Source organism: Zobellia barbeyronii (genome assembly GCF_018603515.1).
GTDB lineage: Bacteria > Bacteroidota > Bacteroidia > Flavobacteriales > Flavobacteriaceae > Zobellia > Zobellia barbeyronii.
Map to the genome: position 1 here is coordinate 353460 of NZ_JACATN010000003.1, position 16197 is coordinate 369656.

A 16197-nucleotide genomic window follows, 5' to 3' on the forward strand; every position below is an offset into this window, starting at 1 on the left:
AAGGTATAGGGGTCTTTTTCAATTTTAAATGACCTACGTCAGTTGCCTATTATTTTTAAACGCATCAAAAGAAATCTTTCAAAATACTTCTCAGTTACTTCAGTCTCAATTTATAGGTATGGGAACAGCCTCATCCCCCTACCTTCCTCCAAAACCTATAATTTCCTAGAGGCTACTGATTTAAATCATATTTAAACTTGAGGATTTAAAATAGCTTTGAACTGGTTTTGATTACACTAGAAAAAATCATTTCTAAAACTGTATAAATTCTAAAATACTTCGTCATGATAAAAGATTATGGAAAACACTACAACGACCTCACAAGATTAATAAAGGAATTAGGGACTAATATACCCGACACTATAAGTGGCTTCAATAGTTTACACAAGGCCAGTACTGCAGAAGGTGTACTTTCTACCCAAACCAAGGAACTTATTGCTCTGGGTATCGCCATTACAGTTCGCTGCGACGGTTGTATTGCCTTTCATGTGCACGATGCCATTGAAGCAGGCGCTAGTTCCGAAGAAATTATAGAAACCATAGGCGTGGCTGTTATGATGGGTGGAGGTCCCGCTCTCATGTACGGTTGTGAAGCTTTGGAAGCATTGAACCAATTTGTGGTACTCCAATAATATGAAACAGCAACCAAACAAAAAAGACACCGGTACGCCGAAGGATAAAAACTCAAAATCGCCTTTTGGCGGATTCAATTCTAATTGGATTCTCATTTTGGTTTTTGGGTCTTTTGCCTTGTTCACTTTTATCTCCAGCCCTGTTTCTGCTACACAAAAAATAAGTTGGACGTTTCTTCAAGATTCGCTTTTAGCGAAACGTGAGGTTTCAAAAATAATAGTGGTCAATAAGGAATTTGCAGAATTCTATATTAAAAAAGATACCGCTGCAAACAAAGCTTCAAAAGATAGTGCCGAGAGTTTGTTTGGTAATATTCAAGGGCCTAAATACAGAATGACTATTGGCTCTGTTGAGAATTTTGAAAATAAGTTAGAACAAGCGCAAAGTTCTTTTTCGTCTCCAAACAAAATTGATGTTCAGTATCAAAACCGTACAAGTTGGGGTTCTACCCTATCTTGGATTTTACCACTAGTGGTACTTATGGCTTTCTGGTTTTTTATGCTGAAGCGAATGGGAAATGGTAGCGGCATGGGAAGTTCTATGATGAACATAGGAAAGTCTACTGCTAAACTGGCTAAAAAGGACACTAAAAGCTCCGTAACTTTTAACGATGTAGCAGGTTTAAAAGAAGCGAAAATTGAAGTCATGGAAGTCGTAGACTTTCTAAAGAACCCAGAAATGTATACGGAGTTGGGAGCAAAAATTCCAAAAGGCGTTTTGCTCGTAGGACCTCCTGGTACAGGAAAAACTCTGATAGCAAAAGCCGTAGCCGGAGAAGCCCAAGTTCCTTTCTTTTCTATGTCCGGTTCTGAATTTGTTGAAATGTTCGTTGGTGTTGGTGCATCTAGGGTGCGTGATTTATTTAAACGTGCAAAAGAAAAAACTCCAAGTATTATTTTTATTGATGAAATTGATGCCGTAGGCCGTTCCCGTGGTAAAGGCGGTGGTTTTCAGTCTAATGATGAGCGTGAAAATACATTGAACCAATTACTTACCGAACTAGATGGTTTTGGCCCCAATACTGGCGTAATTGTATTGGCCGCAACCAACCGCCCAGATGTGCTTGATAAAGCCTTATTGAGACCCGGAAGGTTTGACCGGCATATATATCTTGAACTACCTACCAAGGATGAGCGTGAAGAAATTTTCAAAGTGCACCTTAGACCACTTAAACTTGCGGGAGATGTAAAACCAAAGGATTTGGCTAAATTAAGTCCGGGATTTTCAGGAGCGGACATTGCCAATATCTGTAATGAAGCTGCACTTATTGCCGCTCGTAAAAAAGAGAAAAAAGTACATTCTCATGATTTTATGGATGCAAGGGACCGTGTTGTTGGAGGAATGGAACGAAAAAGTAAAATTATAGCACCAAAAGAAAAAGAAACCGTTGCACATCATGAAGCAGGTCATGCCGTGGTAAGTTGGTACTTGAAAAATGTAGATGCCTTGGTTAAAGTCTCTATTATCCCACGGGGTAAATCTTTGGGTGCTGCATGGTATTTACCAGAAGAAAGACAAATTGTTACCAAAGCCCAATTTATAGATCAGATGTGCGCCTCATTGGGGGGAAGGGCTGCAGAAGAAATTGTTTTTAACGAGATTTCTTCAGGAGCTTTAGATGATTTGGAAAAAGCAACAAAACAAGCCTATGCCATGGTATCTTACTACGGACTTGACGAAAAAATAGGCCCAATGAGTTTTTATGACTCCTCAGGACAAAATGACCGTCTTGTAGGGAAACCTTATAGTGAATCTATGGCCAAGCTTATAGATCAGGAAGCTCAATCTCTAATTCTCAATGCCTACAAGAAAACTAAAGCCGTATTAGTTGAGCACAGAGCGGAGCTAGAGAAACTTGCCCAACATTTGCTGGAGCATGAAGTAGCCGAGAAAGAGGATTTGGAAGCTATTCTTGGAAAAAGAATAGAATTTATTCCTAAAAATGCAGATGTAAATGACGATACCCAATTATCTGTCATCTAAAATAAAAAAGCCATGTTTTATCAATCTATTTGATAAAATTTAATGATACGCTAGGTCATTTTTTAGAGGGTGCATTATACTTATAATGTACCCTCTATTCTTTTAAAATGATTTCCTAAACTAGATTGTTCATATTTCTATTTACTATATTTAAAGTTAACTATACTAGCAAAGTATGACTTGCGTCATATCTAATGTGCTAGGAAAATTACACCTTTGACTATAGATTAAATTTTAAGTAAAACTCTTAGTTAATAATTTTATAGACAGGTTATGAAAACAGCAGTTATTTACAATTCCGATTTACACTTTGAACACAAACAATGGGAGTCTGAACTTGCTTTTTGGAAGGACGAATTAAAATCTTTCAATAACAGATTAGGTGAACTTGTAACACGTTGGACGGATAAGGATGTTCTTGCGCAACTCGAACATTATCAGAATGAATTTATTCTACATGGTAATGTAATTGAAGATTTACAAGAAGCGATGGAAAAGCATGAAATGAACATTTCCGAGCATAGTAATAAACTAGGTGACACTATGGATGTTCCTATGTTTAGTACACATAAAGAGATTCGTGAAAAAATGGAAACCCAGAGACAGATTTACGCTGATCTTAAAAAAGATTTTTTCCGGTTTCTGTCAAAATATATGTAATAACACCATAAAATATGGCTGCATTTAAAATTCCGAAACAAAAAGAAATAAAAAGGTATGCCACCTTATTCAACGTCCTCGCCAAGTATGGTTTTGAGGACGTTTTGGTAAATAGCGGTATCTCTAAGGCGATTCCAAAAAGTTATTTGAACGGACATCCCGATACCGAAAAAAACCTTTCTTTTTCAACATACGAACGTATTCGTATGGTGCTCGAAGAACTAGGACCAAGCTACGTAAAGCTAGGCCAGATTTTCAGCAATCGGGAAGACATGCTTCCACCTGAACTCATAAAGGAATTAGAGAAACTACAAGACCATGCGCCCAATTTAAAAAACTTTGATGTACAAAAAACCATTGAAGACGAGTTAGAAATTACCTTGGCCGATTATTTCTTGTCCGTCAATCCAGAACCCTTAGCGGCAGCATCTTTAGCCCAAGTACACAGGGCCATATTATTGAACGGTGATGAAGTGGTTCTTAAAATTCAGCGCCCAAATATAGAAGAAGTTATTGAGAGCGATTTGTTGATTATGAAACAAGTTGCCAAAGCATTGGAGAAATACAGTACCCAAGCACAAGCTTTACAACCCGTGCGTATTATAGCCTCTTTTGAACAAAGTATTCGCGAAGAACTTCAGTTTTTGCGAGAGATGGATAATACTGAAAGATTCGCTCGCAATTTTGAGGGCAATGAAATGATTCATGTTCCGGTAATCTATCGTTCGCTGTCTACCAATCGTATGATCTGCATGGAATTTATTGACGGGATAAAAGTATCCGAAGTCAATACGCTAAAAGCTGCAAACATAGATCCAGCGGCAGTAGCTAAAGTTGGAGTTGACCTGTATATAGAACAAATTCTTGAGCATGGTTTCTTTCATGCGGATCCACACCCAGGAAACATTTTTGTACTTCCGGCTACGGGCCAAATCTGCTTTTTAGATTTTGGCATGATGGGTACGGTAATGCCTAATGATAAAGAAGCCCTTGGCGACCTTCTTCTCTATTTCTTGAGAAAAGACGTTAAGAAAATTATTATTCTACTTGAGAAAATTGCGGTAAAAACAGATATACCCGATTACAAAAAACTAGAACAAGATTTATATGAACTGGTTTCTGGAATAAGTGACATTTCACTTCAAAATGTGAAAATAGGAACTATTCTCATTCAGTTTAAAACTGTACTGTACGAGAATAGAATTGTCCTACCACACTATCTATATATGCTGATAAGGGGACTTATTATAATAGAAGGCGTAGGTAGAAAATTAGACCCAGATTTTAATATTACGGATAATTTAGAGCCTTATACCTCTAAAATTATTCGCAGAAGATTCAGCCTAAAACGGCTATTCAAAAAGAACCTAAGTCGCTTTCAAGATATTAATGATCTCATAGACACCCTGCCCGATGACGTCAATGCCATACTTAAAAAAATAAAAGATGGTAAACTGTTAGTCATCCACGAACACAAGGGGTTAAATGAATTTCAAACGGCAATGAGTAAATCTGTGAACCGTTTGGTCTTTGCTGTAATCATAGCAGCCCTTTCTATTGGGTCTTCTATCTTGGTTATGGCAAAAATGCCTCCTCTGGTTAATGGTATTCCACTATTGGGAGCTATTGGTTTTGTGCTATCGGCCGTATTGGGTTTTTACATTGTAATATCAATTTTTAAAAACAATCAATTTTAAGCAGTGACCACTAATCTAAAAACTAGATGATAAAGTTTGAAGGCATAAGTGAATTTACGGACAGCTACATTTTAGGTGTGCTCATAAGTATGGGAATTGGCTTGATTATTGGCTTGGAAAGAGAATATGATAAGTTAAAAGATCAAGGGTTTGCCGGTATTCGTACTTTTCCTATTGTTGCCATTCTAGGCTTTACCTTAGAAAACCTCACCGATAAATTCACGGTTTGGATATTGATTATCAGTTTAGGAGCTTTCATACTGTTTTTAGCGTTCAATCATATTTATCAAAAACAGGAAGAATATGGCAAAGGATTAACCACCAACTTAGCCTTGATCGCTACGTTTGTTTTAGGTATCATGGTATCCGCAGAGTATTATAGAGATGCCGTTGCTACAGCGGTTATTATAGTAACCTTACTTTCATTAAAAACAAGATTCCGAACGGTAATCAGCAACATTACTTCAGAAGAGCTTTTTGCTTTTATTAAGTTCTCGATTATATCACTTTTGATTCTGCCTTTCCTTCCTAACAAAGTCTACGGCCCCAGTGGCTTATTGAATCCGTTTGAAATTGGATCCATAGTTGTTATTGTATCTTTTTTGAATTTTATAGGCTATTTTTTGGTCAAATATGTAGGTTCAAAAAAGGGAATATTATTAACAGCGATTCTAGGTGGTCTCATATCCAGCACAGCGGTTACATGGAGCTATGCTTCTCGAAGCGAAGAATCTCCCGAGCTCTCAAAAAAGTACGCAGCAGGTATCATTATTGCTTCCGCAATTATGTTTCCTAGACTTGCGCTTTTGGCGTATATTTTTAATGGAGACCTTCTGATATATTTAGCACTCCCCTTTTGCCTTTTAACCATAATATGTATAGTAGTCTCGTTAGTCCTCATCCAAAGAGATACAAAAAAACCAGATACCAATATTAAGTTAGGAAACCCACTTAACATATTAAATGCTATTGGTTTTGGAGCTATTTATGTGGTAATCCTATTTGCTGTTTTCTACAGTAATAAGTTTTTTGGCGAAAGTGGTCTGTATTATTCCGCCTTAATTTCGGGGTTAGCAGATACGGATGCTATTACCATAAGTATGGCAAAATTTTCATTGGATTCAGAAAAACTAGAATTGGCATCTTTGGTCATCATTGCTGCCATTTCAAGCAATATGCTCGTGAAGTTAGGCATCAGTATATTTAAGGGCTCAAAAACTACAGGAAAGCTCGTAGGCTATACTTTTGGTTCCATCATTCTTGTAGGTGTCATCTATATCCTTGTGAACAACGTTTAATCCTAGCCAAAAAAGCATCTACTTAAATAAATTTTCTAATCTGTCTTCAGCAAGATGGGCTAGCCCTTATTTTCTTAAACTATCACCTGGATAAACAACTGAAATTTCATGTTTTTACGTGTGCATGACCTAGGTCAGTTTATCATCTCGCGCCTTCCCATAACTTTGAATACGGATTTTTCAAGTAGGCTTTTGCTAGAATGCAATTGTAAACTTCAAACCCCTATTATAACTAAAAAACCGCACAAAATAATGTAGCTCTTAGATAGACCCGAAGACTTTAATCAGGCGATGATGATGCTGAAGAAACTTACTGGCCAACTACGAATTACGATAAATAATAATTTAAAATAATTTATTATGGATATTCAAAACAGTGACAGAAAAGCGTACTTCATTGGTGGTGGAATAGGATCACTAGCCGGAGCAGCATTTCTAATTCGTGATGGCGGAGTATCAGGTAGCAATATTACCATCTATGAGAGCTTGCCAGTCCTTGGCGGTAGTTTGGATGCTGGAGGAAATCCTGAGCAAGGGTATACGTTGCGTGGTTCCCGTATGTTAACCTTAAATATTTATGAATGTACTTGGGCATTGTTTAATACAATTCCATCACTTACAGACCCCAATACCTCTGTATACGAAGAAACTGTTGCGTTTAACGAACGCGTAAAATCTAACGCAAAAGCACGTCTTATTGATAAAAACCGAGCCATTGTTGATTCTTCTAAACTAGGTCTTACCATGGCCAACCGTACAGAACTTCTTAAACTGAGTGAGGCAAGTGAAGAAAAATTAGGTAATAGTTCAATTTACGATTGGTTTACCCCTTCGTTTTTCGAAAGCAATTTCTGGTTTATGTGGCGAACAAGTTTTGCTTTCTCTCCTTGGCATAGTGCTGTTGAATTTAAACGTTACCTACATAGATTTATGCAGGAGTTTCCCAATGTTGAAACCATGACGGGAGTTAGACGTACAGTTTATAACCAGTATGACTCTATGATTCTTCCTTTGGAAGTCTGGCTTAAATCTCACGGTGTCACTTTTATGAGAGGCAGTACGGTTACTGACTTGGATACAGAATATGGTCTTGATCCAAAAACGGGAAGCGAAAAAGTAATTGTAAAAAACCTTGTTTACGAAAATGCAAGAAATAGCAAAACAATTGAAATTAAAGATGGTGATTTGGTATTCTATCAAAATGGATCAATGACAGATGCTTCTAGTTATGGTTCCATGACAAGTGCTCCTAAATTCTATACAAAAGCAGATAGCCAAGGATGGACCTTATGGGAAAAACTAGCTAAAAAATATCCGGAATTCGGTAATCCTGCAGTATTCAATTCTAACATAGCAGAATCCTTTTGGGAATCTTTTACAGTAACCTTAAAAGACACTGCCTTTTTTGACCAGATGGAAAAATTCTCTGGTAATAAAGCAGGAACAGGTAGCCAGGTAACTCTAAAAGACTCTAACTGGTTTATGAGTTTTTCACTAAACCAACAACCACATTATAAAGATCAACCATCAGATGTTCAGGTATTCTTTACGTATGGGCTACACCCTGACCGTGTTGGAAATTTTGTAGGCAAACCTATGACAGAGTGTTCTGGAGAAGAAATTCTTAGAGAACTCGCCGGACATCTAAAATTTGATTATGATGTTGTATTTGCGAATGCTATTTGTATTCCTTGTAGAATGCCGTATATCACAAGTATGTTCATGCCACGTTTAAAAACGGATAGACCCCTACCAGTCCCTAAAAACTCAAAAAACTTGGCATTTATTAGTCAGTTTGTAGAAATACCTGATGATGTTGTTTTCACGGTTGAATACTCAATTAGGGCTGCTCAAATGGCAGTGTATGAATTACTTGAGATTGATCTTGAAATTCCGCCAATAACCAAATTTGATAAAACGGTAAAAGTGGAAGTAGAAACGGTAATGAAAGCATTTCATTAAATATACTCACGGTCAACCTTAAGGAATTAATAAAAAAGAACATTTATTAAACAGGCAAATTAAGACTCTGCTCCGAAGCTTCGGAGGGGTCAGGATAGAAAAACAATGAAAGCAAACTTTTTATACCTAGCCTTAATTGCACAATGCTCAGAAAATTAGAAAACATGGGAAAAATAACAGAAAAATTCGACAAAGTATTAAATGCATCACCATTCCCCGGACATGTAGATCATGCTCCAGATGCCAGTAAAGAAGTAGTACGCAATTCTAAAGATCAACCCATGCCTTTTGCTGATCTTACCGGAAACTACCAACGTAATAAGGGTATTCCACCTATATCTTTTAAAGACAGTAAAGTTTATATTGTAGGTACTGGTATTGCTGGTCTATCTGCTGCATATTACTTTATAAGAGATGGGCACATACCTGGCAAAAATATCGTTTTCCTTGACAAAATAGCTATTGAAGGTGGTTCTTTAGATGGATCAGGAAATGCTGAAGATGGCTACCTTATAAGAGGTGGCAGAGAACTGGAAATGAACTATGAGAACCTATGGGATATTTTTCAAGATATTCCTGCTTTAGAAATGCCCGCTCCTTATAGTGTTCTAGACGAATTTCGTTTACTAAATGATAACGACCCCAATTATTCAAAAGCTAGATTAATTCATAATAATGGAGAAGTACTAGATTTTAGCAAATTTAATTTAAACAAACTAGATCAATTAGCTGTTGTAAAACTTTTACTAAAAAAGAAAGAAGAGTTAGATGATGTTACCGTTGAAAGTTATTTCAGTGACTCCTTTTTTGAAAGTAACTTTTGGGCGCTTTTCCGTACCATGTTCGCTTTTGAAAACTGGCACAGTTTACTAGAGTGCAAATTATATATGCACCGGTTTTTACACCGTATTGATGGTTTTAATGACCTATCATGCTTGGTATTTCCAAAATACAATCAGCATGATACTTTTGTAAAACCTCTAACAGAACATCTAAAATCTAAAGGGGTTCAAATTCAGTTCAACACCTTCGTTAAAGATTTAGATATACAAATAAATACAGAAGGTAAAGTTGTTAAAGGTATAATTACCCAACAAGAAGATAAAGAAGTAACCATCCCTGTAACTGAAAACGATTTTGTAATTGTTACCACAGGTTCTATGACAGAGGACACTCGTTATGGAGATAATACAAATGCACCAATTGAAGGTATTGATAGTATTAAAGGTGGTGAAAGTGACGGATGGCAGTTATGGAAAAACTTAGCTACAAAATCTATTGAATTTGGTAAACCTGAAAAGTTCTACAGTTCTGTTGAAAAATCTTCTTGGGAATCTGCTACATTAACGTGTCGCCCTTCTGCTTTAACTGAAAAATTTAAAGAATACTGTGTAAACGACCCATATTCCGGAAAATCGGCAACCGGAGGTATTGTAACTATTACAGACTCTAACTGGTTAATGAGTTTCACCATTAATCGCCAACCGCACTTTCCTGAACAACCAGATGATATTTTGGTGGTATGGGTCTATGCTTTATTTATGGATAAAGACGGGAACTATAGTAAAAAATCAATGCCACAATGCACAGGTAATGAAATATTAGCTGAGTTATGTTTTCATATTGGTTTAGAGAATAAAATTGATACTATTATTAAAAATACTATTGTAAAAACCAGCTTTATGCCCTACATAACTTCTATGTTTATGCCTAGAGCAGCAGGAGACAGACCAGAAGTTGTACCAAATGGTTCTAAGAACTTAGGTCTTGTAGGACAGTTTGTAGAAACACATAATGATGTAGTGTTCACCGTAGATACTTCAATTAGAACTGCTAGAATAGCTGTTTATGAATTAATGAATCTTAACAAGCAAGTACCAGATATTGCTGCTGGTCAGTATGATATTCGTCAACTATTAAAAGCAGCTAAGGCTTTAAACGATTACAAACCTTTTCCTGGTGAAAGTGTTCTAAAGCGTGTACTAAAAAACACCTACTTTGAACATATTTTACCTGAAGGAATAGAAGACGAAGGTCAACATGATTCTTTTCTTTATGAACAGTTAGATAAAATTAAAGGGTGGGCAAAAGAGCTTACACATTAACTTTTTATCTGACTTGCAGAAAATACGTTAACAGTTATTACGCTGCATCTTATAATATTTACATTTAAGAAATACAGATTCAGCAACTTTAGTTAGTTGCTAATCTGTATTTTTTTGTGCTTACAGGTCTACGGTTCTGGATGTTTCTAAGTGCTATCTACCATTAAAAACTACTCTTCTTTTTTTAAATTTTTATAAAAAGTAGCTACATGATTTAAATCAGTATAATCGTTTTTCAATCGCTATACCTTTGAATAGGTATTAATTAAAAACTATAAAAATGAAAACACCTAACATCGGAATTTCAGCAGAAAATAGACAGGCCATAGCAGACCAATTATCAAAAGTATTAGCAGACGAATTCGTACTTTATTCAAAAACCCTAAATTTCCATTGGAACCTTGAAGGTCCTGATTTTCATTCTGTACATCTGTATTTAGAAACTTTGTATGAAGAGCAACAAGAAGTAGTTGATACCGTGGCCGAAAAAATACGCATGGTAGGTCATTATGTACCAGCTACGTTAAAAAACTACTCTCAATTGACTCATCTTACCGAAAAATTAAAAGGTAAAAATGATAGTCAAAGCATATTTGCCGAGTTATTGGAGGACCATGAGAGCATTATTATCTTTCTAAGAGAAGAAATTCAACCTATTGCAGAAAAATGGAAGGCTGAAGGCATTAGCGATTATATTACAGGGTTAATGGAACAGCATGAGAAAACTGCTTGGATGCTGCGATCACATTTAGCTTAGTTCAATTAAAGCAAACCTATTATGAAACGGATTGTAAAACCTAAAAAACGTACATCAATTGTATTCGGTTTTTGTTGTGTACTCATAGTTATTGTTTTGGTATTAAGCTCTGCCAAAAACTTGTCATCTAGTAGTATTGCTCAAAATACCAAAAGGAATTTAGACTATCCAATAGTTGGCACGAATCAGACTAAATTCTACGACAACAGTACTGAAATTAATACTCAAACCGTTGGCGATGATTTTTACGGGCAAAATGCAAATTACCCTAAAAATACTCCTAAATATAAAGACAACGGTGATGGTACAGTTACCGATTTAGTGACCAGTTTAATGTGGCAACAGAGCCCGGACACCAATGGTGATGGAAAAATTACGGCAAGAGATAAAATGACCTACAAGGAAGCAGTTGCCGGTGCAGCTTCTTTTAATTTAGGAGGGTATACAGATTGGAGATTACCCACAATTAAAGAACAGTATTCGTTAATTGTTTTTAGCGGAGTTGACCCTAGTGGTTATAAAGGTTCGACTTTAGATGGTTTAAAGCCTTTTATAGATACAGATTATTTCAAATTTGCTTACGGTGATACAAATGATGGAGAACGTATTATTGATTCTCAATATGCTAGTTCTACCATGTATGTAGATGGAGAATTATTATTTGGAGTCAATTTTGCCGATGGTCGTATAAAAGGCTACGGATTAAAAATGCCATTTGGTCCTGGAGATAAAACGTTTTTTGTAACCTATGTTAGAGGAAACAAGAACTATGGCATTAATAAATTTAATGATAATGGTGATGGTACCATCTCTGATAAGGCTACAGGTCTTATGTGGATGCAAAACGATAATAAAAAAGGCACAACATGGCAAGAAGCATTGAACTATGCGGAAAACTATGAATTTGCAGGGTATTCTGATTGGAGGCTGCCCAACGTAAAAGAATTACAGAGCATAGTTGATTATTCTAGATCTCCTAACACTTCTGACTCTGCGGCTATAGATCCAATTTTCAATTGTTCAGAAATCGTAAATGAAGCTGGTCAAAAAGACTATCCTTTTTATTGGTCAAGTACAACGCATTCTAACTGGTCTACGGACATGAATGGTAGAAATGCATCTTATGTTTCTTTTGGAAGAGCTATGGGCTATATGGATGGCAAATGGATGGATGTACACGGTGCAGGTGCGCAGCGTAGCGACCCAAAAATTGGTAACCCTAAAGATTGGCCCGAAGGCCACGGCCCGCAAGGTGATGCGCAAAGAATTAATAATTATGTGCGGTTGGTAAGGGATATTAAATAACAATAGCTTCTGATTTTTTATCACTTAAAAATCAGAAGCTATTTTTTTATTTTAGTTTTTTAATGCGAGGTCTTACTCTAGCTTAACATTGAAATTTCTGCTGATAGAGTTTTAGAAATTACCTTTTCCTAACTCCACCAATTATTTACTGGAAAAACTCTAAGGTCTTCCGCTATTTAAAAATATAAGCTACAAGAAGAATTCTTTCTTAGCTTATACAAAAATTCTAATGGGTATAACCGCCACCTAAGAAGCTCTCTAACACCTTGAGTTGCCACTTACCTACTATTGAAAGTTTGGTTTCAGCATTCATTAATACAAGACCATAACCCAAACGAGATAATTTACAATCACTTATAACCTCATCAGCAATACTACTAAAAACAGGTCTGAAATGCTCTCGTAAATTCATTTTAGAAGACTTGGCCACATCCATAGCTTTCGCTACCGCAGAGCTAATTTGCTTTGGTGATAGTCCTTTATACAATAAATCGCTAGCAAAGAAATGCATACGCAAACCGTAGTAAAGATCCATGAAGTTGTTAATGCTGTCTGCGGTTTGGTTTTCTTGCTTATAAATAGAGACTTGCATAATAATATTAGTTTAGAACATTTTATAGTTTGAATTAAAAATAAACAAGCCGAGATCAATTTTTTCAAGAACTTCTTTTCTCAATATTTGACTCGGCTTGTTCTGGTAAATAGCGCAAATAACTTGCGCTACACTTGCTTAGAGAGATTAAATCCCCACAATCTTTATATCTCTAAGCTAAAAAGTTAAAGACTTTTTACATACCCGAAAACCATCTTTTTGAACTGACGAAAGTTATTTGTAAAACCTTCCATCCTTTGTTTAAGTTGGCGGTGTTTATCTCTATAGTCGGCATCGGCCAAACCTTTTTCACCTAATTCTAAACGAGACAGTAATTTTTCATGTTCTATTATATCATTCTCTAAATAATCGAACAATTCTTTATGTACGGTATCTAGATTTTCAAGAATTTGGCCGTAGGCTGTTTGTGCAGCATCATTGGTCTTTCTTTTCTCTATTAAATCAGCAAAAAATCTAGTCTCGTCTTTATAAAAGGCAATGTTGCTCAACCATTCCTCACTTTCAAAATGAAGAACGTCTAACCCGGCACCTATTAATAATTCCGTTTTTGGATTCAACGTTTCTGTTTTCATAATGTACTATTTAAATTTGTTGTTTTATAAATTACCTGGCTCAACTGAGCTGGGATTTTATAGCTATTTGATAGTAACGTATCAATTTATTTTTCTATCTCATACCTATTGAAAAAACTAGCTTCAAGGCTCTTACGGGCATTATCTAAAAGCACTTTTACCTCGCCTATACTTTGATTACGGATCATGGCTATTTGACTAATAGAAAATTCATATTCCGTAGCTAATTCAAACACGGTACGCATTGGCTTTGGCAAATAATGCAAGACCATGGCCGCATGTTTTTTGATACTCTCTTTATCCAAATCCTTATCAATTTTATCCATCAGTTCTTTTTTATCGTCTTCGATAAAAACATGGTTTAATATGTAATCATTCTTTGGGTATGACATATCATCTAGCTCATCTATCATAACTAAATCGCCACCACCATCTGTACTAAATTTTTCTTCCATCTCATCCCATTCCGGACGGGAATAATCATCAATATTTTTCAAAAAATAATCATCAAAGTCTTCATCTAGTATGGTGTTCTCTAAAAGTTCATCTGCTTTTTTAAACAACCAAGGATGCAAATCATCTTCACTTCTAACCTCTTCAAAATGATCAAAGACTACAATAAAGAGCTGATCAATAAAATCATCTACCTTATATTTTCCTTTTGGAAGGTTTCCTTTAGTTAGTGCAGTTGCCAATCTTTTGGTAACGTAATGTTTTACCTGACTTAAGTCTTTCAATAATAAATTATTGAATAAGGACTTATCACCCTCCTTTTTAAAGTGTTTTAAATCTGAAAACGTACTTGCTACAAATACATTAAATTCCTTTTTACTTTCATAATATTCAAGAGTGTCCATGTTGTTTGCTTTAAATTATAATACGATATAAAAATGCGTACATATGAGGTAGATTACTATGACCTAGGTCAGCCGTTCCAAAATAAAACCGATTTAGACCTTAAGATTTCCTCTGAAAAATCTAATCAATAAACAGCCGTACTAACTTCTTATAATGCTACGTATATTTGTTAATTACCCAATTTATCTTCCAGTTGATTTCCTAATTGATTCTCCAATTTCTGAATATCAGAAAGGTTTCCTCTGGCAACCAGTAAATACGTTTTATCTTTTAATTTACTAATGCTAGCAATAGCATCTTTTTCAGTTATACCAAAACCCCTCAATATTCCATATGGGCCTCCAGAAAGTTCTCCTATACCCCTCTTTCCTACAGAATTAAGAAATGTCTCAACCAAGAACCCAGCTACAAATAAGCGTCCTAACTCAGCATTATAAAAAGTGTCAAAAGCGGTAGTAGTACCCAGTAACTCCTTAAAGAAAGGGCTTAATTGGTTTTCTATAGTTGTTAACTCTTTACTCTCATTTATATACTCTTCTCCAAGATTTCCGATTACCGATACGGCCATTTTATCAAAATTTGTTTGGCGGACGGTTTTTAAAGCATTTTCCAAATCCGAAACCAGTTCGTACGGTTTTAGAAAAATCTGTTTTTGTTCTGTTTTTGACATGTCCATTTTAATAAAAATTTAGAGATTGCTGTGTTTGGTCGGGGCGTTCTCTAGGGTAAAATTACAAGTAGATATTTTTAATACTACTGACCTAAGTCATGAAGACAAAAAATTAACTTAGTTAAATTTGTTGTACAGATTTAATACTAATTAAAAATTTATATCATGGCAAACGATAGTGGAAATGTACTTCTAGCATTATTCACGGGAGCAGCAATTGGTGCAGGCTTCGGAATATTATATGCTCCTGAAAAAGGAGCTGAAACAAGGCATAAAATCAAAGACAGAGCTTTGGAAGCCAAACATGATCTTTCTGATCGCGTAACACACGCCAAAGATGAGTTGACTAAAACAGCCAACGAAAAGAAGGAAGATTTTGAACGTAAATTAGATGAGACCATTAGCCATATGAGCTACAAAGCAGATGATATTATTGCTACTTTGGAACGCAAATTGGAAGAGCTTAAAAAGCAAAACGCACAACTACACAAATAATGCATTATGGCATTTGAAACATTAAAAAAAGACCTCGTTGATGTAGATACAGATATGAGGTCTTATCTTGAAACTAGCGAAGAATATTATAAACTAAAGGTTTTTAAAGTTCTAATGGGTACTGTTACGACAATAACGCAGTCCCTGTTCATTGGAGCTGTAGTATTTCTTGCGCTATTCATGCTATCTATTGGAGTGTCTATTGCTCTTAATGAGGCTATGGGTAACTTCTATTCCGGGTTTTTAATTGTTGGTGCTTTCTATATTCTAGTTGCCATTTGCAGCTATGTTTTTAAAAATGTTCTCCACAGACCTTTATTACAAAAATTTTCGAAACATTATTTCAATAGACCATGACAAAAAAATATAGCTCATTTTCTGAAATAGATAACGATTTAAAAATCTTAAAGCTTAAGCAAGAAATTGCCAAAGAAAATTTGAAGCTTGATCTTAAAAGCACAAAAAGTCATTTAAGTCCTGTACAAATGGTAAGTACCACAAGTTTTGGTGTTAAACAATTAGCGGTAGATTTTGCTTTGAGCAAAGGGTTGGATTGGCTTCATAGGTTACGACGCAAACCATAGCTCAA

At 35.7% G+C, this 16197-nt stretch carries 16 protein-coding genes; 12 read left to right on the top strand and 4 right to left on the bottom strand.

The annotated features are described in order from the left end of the window. Positions 1 to 284: 284 nt before the first annotated feature. From HW347_RS10040 to HW347_RS10080, 9 genes are all read left to right on the top strand, one after another. Positions 285 to 632, top strand: coding sequence for a carboxymuconolactone decarboxylase family protein (locus tag HW347_RS10040; RefSeq protein ID WP_155597189.1), 348 nt, complete (start codon positions 285 to 287; stop codon positions 630 to 632). 1 nt (position 633) lies between these two features. Continuing rightward, on the top strand, positions 634 to 2616 hold the full coding sequence (gene ftsH / locus HW347_RS10045; RefSeq protein ID WP_214611756.1) for an ATP-dependent zinc metalloprotease FtsH: 1983 nt from the start codon (positions 634 to 636) through the stop codon (positions 2614 to 2616). Positions 2617 to 2889: 273 nt separating this feature from the next. Further along, complete coding sequence (locus HW347_RS10050; RefSeq protein WP_214611757.1) at positions 2890 to 3276, top strand: hypothetical protein; 387 nt, start codon at positions 2890 to 2892, stop codon at positions 3274 to 3276. Positions 3277 to 3290: 14 nt separating this feature from the next. Continuing rightward, a complete protein-coding gene (locus HW347_RS10055) occupies positions 3291 to 4973 on the top strand; it encodes an ABC1 kinase family protein (protein WP_214611758.1) in 1683 nt (560 codons plus the stop codon). 26 nt (positions 4974 to 4999) lie between these two features. Then, positions 5000 to 6271 carry an MgtC/SapB family protein gene (locus HW347_RS10060; RefSeq protein WP_214611759.1) on the top strand — a complete coding sequence of 424 codons (1272 nt, stop codon included), beginning with the start codon at positions 5000 to 5002 and terminating at the stop codon, positions 6269 to 6271. 360 nt (positions 6272 to 6631) lie between these two features. After that, positions 6632 to 8233 (top strand): oleate hydratase, encoded by a 1602-nt coding sequence (locus HW347_RS10065; RefSeq protein WP_214611760.1) that lies wholly within the window; start codon positions 6632 to 6634, stop codon positions 8231 to 8233. Positions 8234 to 8397: 164 nt separating this feature from the next. Then, entirely contained in the window at positions 8398 to 10338 is a 1941-nt protein-coding gene (locus HW347_RS10070; protein ID WP_214611761.1) for an oleate hydratase, read from the top strand. Between the two features lie 280 nt (positions 10339 to 10618). Further along, positions 10619 to 11095, top strand: coding sequence for a Dps family protein (locus tag HW347_RS10075; protein WP_214611762.1), 477 nt, complete (start codon positions 10619 to 10621; stop codon positions 11093 to 11095). 21 nt (positions 11096 to 11116) lie between these two features. Next, on the top strand, positions 11117 to 12400 hold the full coding sequence (locus tag HW347_RS10080) for an Lcl C-terminal domain-containing protein (protein WP_214611763.1): 1284 nt from the start codon (positions 11117 to 11119) through the stop codon (positions 12398 to 12400). A gap of 226 nt (positions 12401 to 12626) precedes the next feature. Here HW347_RS10080 and HW347_RS10085 read toward each other — a convergent pair whose 3' ends face one another. The 4 genes from HW347_RS10085 to HW347_RS10100 all read right to left on the bottom strand — a co-directional run bounded on the left by HW347_RS10085 (position 12627) and on the right by HW347_RS10100 (position 15119). After that, a complete protein-coding gene (locus tag HW347_RS10085; RefSeq protein ID WP_155597198.1) occupies positions 12627 to 12992 on the bottom strand; it encodes a hypothetical protein in 366 nt (121 codons plus the stop codon). Positions 12993 to 13177: 185 nt separating this feature from the next. Next, a complete protein-coding gene (locus HW347_RS10090) occupies positions 13178 to 13585 on the bottom strand; it encodes a hypothetical protein (protein WP_155597199.1) in 408 nt (135 codons plus the stop codon). A gap of 86 nt (positions 13586 to 13671) precedes the next feature. Further along, complete coding sequence (locus HW347_RS10095; RefSeq protein WP_214611764.1) at positions 13672 to 14442, bottom strand: sigma-70 RNA polymerase sigma factor region 4 domain-containing protein; 771 nt, start codon at positions 14440 to 14442, stop codon at positions 13672 to 13674. A gap of 170 nt (positions 14443 to 14612) precedes the next feature. Beyond that, positions 14613 to 15119 (bottom strand): hypothetical protein, encoded by a 507-nt coding sequence (locus HW347_RS10100; protein ID WP_214611765.1) that lies wholly within the window; start codon positions 15117 to 15119, stop codon positions 14613 to 14615. Between the two features lie 159 nt (positions 15120 to 15278). Between HW347_RS10100 and HW347_RS10105 the strand changes: the two genes are divergently transcribed. Genes HW347_RS10105 through HW347_RS10115 form a run of 3 tightly spaced genes read left to right on the top strand, consistent with a single transcriptional unit; the run spans position 15279 to position 16192 of the window. Next, entirely contained in the window at positions 15279 to 15608 is a 330-nt protein-coding gene (locus tag HW347_RS10105) for a YtxH domain-containing protein (protein WP_214611766.1), read from the top strand. Positions 15609 to 15614: 6 nt separating this feature from the next. Further along, entirely contained in the window at positions 15615 to 15965 is a 351-nt protein-coding gene (locus tag HW347_RS10110) for a phage holin family protein (RefSeq protein WP_214611767.1), read from the top strand. Continuing rightward, a complete protein-coding gene (locus HW347_RS10115; protein ID WP_214611768.1) occupies positions 15962 to 16192 on the top strand; it encodes a DUF6327 family protein in 231 nt (76 codons plus the stop codon). Before HW347_RS10110 ends, HW347_RS10115 begins: the two co-directional genes overlap by 4 nt. Positions 16193 to 16197: the final 5 nt, after the last annotated feature.

Excerpts from the sequence above, each read along its gene's own strand:
- HW347_RS10085 (WP_155597198.1), bottom strand. The coding sequence starts at position 12,992 with ATGCAAGTCTCTATTTATAAGCAAGAAAACCAAACCGCAGACAGCATT.
- HW347_RS10105 (WP_214611766.1), top strand. The coding sequence starts at position 15,279 with ATGGCAAACGATAGTGGAAATGTACTTCTAGCATTATTCACGGGAGCA.
- HW347_RS10070 (WP_214611761.1), top strand. The coding sequence starts at position 8,398 with ATGGGAAAAATAACAGAAAAATTCGACAAAGTATTAAATGCATCACCA.
- HW347_RS10095 (WP_214611764.1), bottom strand. The coding sequence starts at position 14,442 with ATGGACACTCTTGAATATTATGAAAGTAAAAAGGAATTTAATGTATTT.
- HW347_RS10075 (WP_214611762.1), top strand. The coding sequence starts at position 10,619 with ATGAAAACACCTAACATCGGAATTTCAGCAGAAAATAGACAGGCCATA.
- HW347_RS10110 (WP_214611767.1), top strand. The coding sequence starts at position 15,615 with ATGGCATTTGAAACATTAAAAAAAGACCTCGTTGATGTAGATACAGAT.
- HW347_RS10040 (WP_155597189.1), top strand. The coding sequence starts at position 285 with ATGATAAAAGATTATGGAAAACACTACAACGACCTCACAAGATTAATA.
- HW347_RS10080 (WP_214611763.1), top strand. The coding sequence starts at position 11,117 with ATGAAACGGATTGTAAAACCTAAAAAACGTACATCAATTGTATTCGGT.
- HW347_RS10100 (WP_214611765.1), bottom strand. The coding sequence starts at position 15,119 with ATGGACATGTCAAAAACAGAACAAAAACAGATTTTTCTAAAACCGTAC.
- HW347_RS10060 (WP_214611759.1), top strand. The coding sequence starts at position 5,000 with ATGATAAAGTTTGAAGGCATAAGTGAATTTACGGACAGCTACATTTTA.
- HW347_RS10055 (WP_214611758.1), top strand. The coding sequence starts at position 3,291 with ATGGCTGCATTTAAAATTCCGAAACAAAAAGAAATAAAAAGGTATGCC.
- ftsH (WP_214611756.1), top strand. The coding sequence starts at position 634 with ATGAAACAGCAACCAAACAAAAAAGACACCGGTACGCCGAAGGATAAA.
- HW347_RS10090 (WP_155597199.1), bottom strand. The coding sequence starts at position 13,585 with ATGAAAACAGAAACGTTGAATCCAAAAACGGAATTATTAATAGGTGCC.
- HW347_RS10115 (WP_214611768.1), top strand. The coding sequence starts at position 15,962 with ATGACAAAAAAATATAGCTCATTTTCTGAAATAGATAACGATTTAAAA.
- HW347_RS10050 (WP_214611757.1), top strand. The coding sequence starts at position 2,890 with ATGAAAACAGCAGTTATTTACAATTCCGATTTACACTTTGAACACAAA.
- HW347_RS10065 (WP_214611760.1), top strand. The coding sequence starts at position 6,632 with ATGGATATTCAAAACAGTGACAGAAAAGCGTACTTCATTGGTGGTGGA.